Annotated in this window: 2 protein-coding genes; both read right to left on the bottom strand. The window is 62.5% G+C overall.

Annotated elements, in window-relative coordinates; translation table 11 throughout:
• Nucleotides 1-1,578 (bottom strand): methyl-accepting chemotaxis protein (locus DBR23_RS09020; protein WP_108498027.1); only part of this gene is annotated, 1,578 nt, incomplete at its 3' end.
• A 213-nt stretch (nucleotides 1,579-1,791) separates the two neighbouring features.
• A complete protein-coding gene (gene ppa, locus DBR23_RS09015) occupies nucleotides 1,792-2,328 on the bottom strand; it encodes an inorganic diphosphatase (protein WP_056067328.1) in 537 nt (178 codons plus the stop codon).
• Nucleotides 2,329-2,518 lie beyond the last annotated feature (190 nt).

Genomic DNA, 2,518 nt, shown 5'->3' with positions numbered 1-2,518 from the left:
GCTGGCGTCGAGCTTGAACACGGCCACGGCGTTGACCAGTTCTCCGGCCTGGGCGTTCAGCGCGCTGGCAGCCGCGGCCATTTCTTCCACCAGGGCAGCGTTTTGCTGGGTGGCCTGGTCCATTTGCGTGACGGCTTCGCCGACCTGACCTACGCCTGCGCTTTGTTCGCTGCTGGCGGCGCTGATCTCTCCCATGATGTCGGTCACGCGCCGGATGGCGCTGACGACTTCGGTCATGGTGGCTCCGGCCTTGTCGACCAGGGCGGTGCCTTGTTCCACGCGTTCCACGCTGGCGGTGATGAGGGCTTTGATTTCCTTGGCAGCTTCTGCGCTGCGTCCTGCCAGACTGCGTACTTCTCCGGCCACCACGGCAAAGCCCCGGCCTTGTTCGCCGGCGCGGGCGGCTTCCACGGCTGCATTGAGCGCCAGGATGTTGGTCTGGAAGGCGATGCCGTCGATGACGCTGATGATGTCTGCGATCTTGTTGCTGCTGGCGTTGATGCCTTTCATGGTCTCGACCACTTCGGCCACCACGTCTCCGCCTTGCACGGCCACGGTGCTGGCGCTCACGGCCAGCTGGTTGGCGGCTCGCGCGTTGTCGGCGTTCTGGCGCACGGTCGAGCCCAGCTCTTCCATCGAGGCGGCTGTTTCTTCCAGTGCACTAGCTTGCTGCTCTGTGCGCGCGCTCAGGTCGTTGTTGCCTGAGGCGATCTGTGCGCTGGCTGACGCTACGCCTTCGGCGTTGCTGCGCACGCCCGACACCACACGCGCCAGGTTGGCCCGCATGTCGCCCAGCGCATTCAGCAGCTGGCCCATTTCATCCGTGCCGCCGGGGGGCACCTCGGTCGCCAGGTCGCCATCGGCAATCGCGCGGGCGGCCAACACGGCGTGATGGGCGGGGCGCGTAACGGCGCGGGTGATGGCCACACCCAGTACGGCCGCCAACGCCACGCACAGCGCGAGGGTGCCCAGCACCCAGATGCGTGCCGCATTGAACACTGTCATCGCTTCCTCATTGGCCTTCAATGCAGCGTCCGCATTGATCTTTTGCAGCTCGCCCAGGGTCTCGGCGGTGGCCACAAAGGCTGACTCCGATTCGCCCGCATACAGCATGCTCAACGCATCTGCCGTGAGTTCCATGGTCTCGGCAGTGCTGAAGTCCACGCCCTTGGCAATGTCCGCCAGCTTGTCCTGCAACGCCACATAGGCCGCCTTGCGCGCCTTGTAGGCGTTGAACACCTCGCGCTCCTTGGGCATGTCGATGAGCGGCTCGTAGATCGCCTCAACTCGGGTCAGGTCCTTGTGGCGCTGCGCGACCTGCTCGGCAAACGCCTTGACCTCGGCAGCGCTGCGCGCCGTGACCATGCCCGCCTCCGCACGGCGCATGCGGTTGAGCAGCACCCGCAGCTCGCCCGTTTGCGTGACGCTGGGCAGCAGGTTGGTAGCGATCTCCTCGGCGTTGGCGTGGATGCGGGACATCTGCACCAGCGCAATGGCGCCGAGCAAGGCGGTCAGCAGCACCACCGCCAGGAAACCCGCCGCCAGCTTCACGCCGATGCGCAGATCAGAAATTTTCATGAATTACCTCAAAGTACCTCGTGACACCGGGACCACCCCAGGTGTGTAACCAAATGCAGTCTATCAGTGGGTCTGACCGCACATTGCGCGGCTTTTCCCTACCCCACCGGGGCACCGCTCACAAAAAAGCACGCCATCCATGGCGGATGGCGTGCTTCTATTTTGATAGCATTTGGTGCAATCAGCACCAGCGCTACCGGCCTATCTGACCTATCAGGCCTGCGACTTCTTGTAGCTGTCGATGCCGTCGGTGATTTCCTTCTTGGCGGCGTCGATGCCTTCCCAGCCCAGCACCTTGACCCACTTGCCCTTTTCCAGGTCCTTGTAGTGCTCAAAGAAGTGGGCGATGGCGTTGCGGCGCATGGCGTTCACATCGTCGATGGTCTTCCAGTGGTCATACATGGGCAGGATCTTGGACGTGGGCACAGCAATCACCTTGCCATCCACACCAGCCTCGTCTTCCATCATCAAGATGCCCAGGGGGCGGCAGGGCACGACCACGCCGGGGAACAGCGGGTAAGGCGTGATCACCAGCACATCGACCGGGTCGCCATCACCCGACAGCGTCTGCGGCACATACCCGTAGTTGGTGGGGTAGTGCATGGCGGTGGTCATGAAACGGTCCACAAAAATGGCGCCCGATTCCTTGTCCACTTCGTACTTGATCGGATCGGCGTTCATCGGAATCTCGATGACGACGTTGAAGCTGTCAGGAACGTTCTTGCCTGGGGGGACGTTGTTGAGGGACATGTCTTTGGATAGTGGTTTGTTGACGATAACCCGCGAGGCCTTCGGCACTGATGCAGCGCAACGAAGCGTCGGGATTAACCCTGATTTTAGGCGCACGCCCCTTTCTGCCCGCTTGCAAACCGGCGTTTGCCTGTAAATTGGGCCTGTTGGCCAATCGGCTCCTGCGCGAAACGCATGGGTAGCACGAGGA

The organism is Acidovorax sp. HMWF018 (assembly GCF_003061035.1).
GTDB lineage: Bacteria > Pseudomonadota > Gammaproteobacteria > Burkholderiales > Burkholderiaceae_C > Acidovorax > Acidovorax delafieldii.
This window is presented reverse-complemented; position numbering and strand designations above follow the sequence as displayed.

Coding starts and splice junctions, on each gene's coding strand:
- ppa (WP_056067328.1), bottom strand. CDS start 2,328: ATGTCCCTCAACAACGTCCCCCCAGGCAAGAACGTTCCTGACAGCTTC.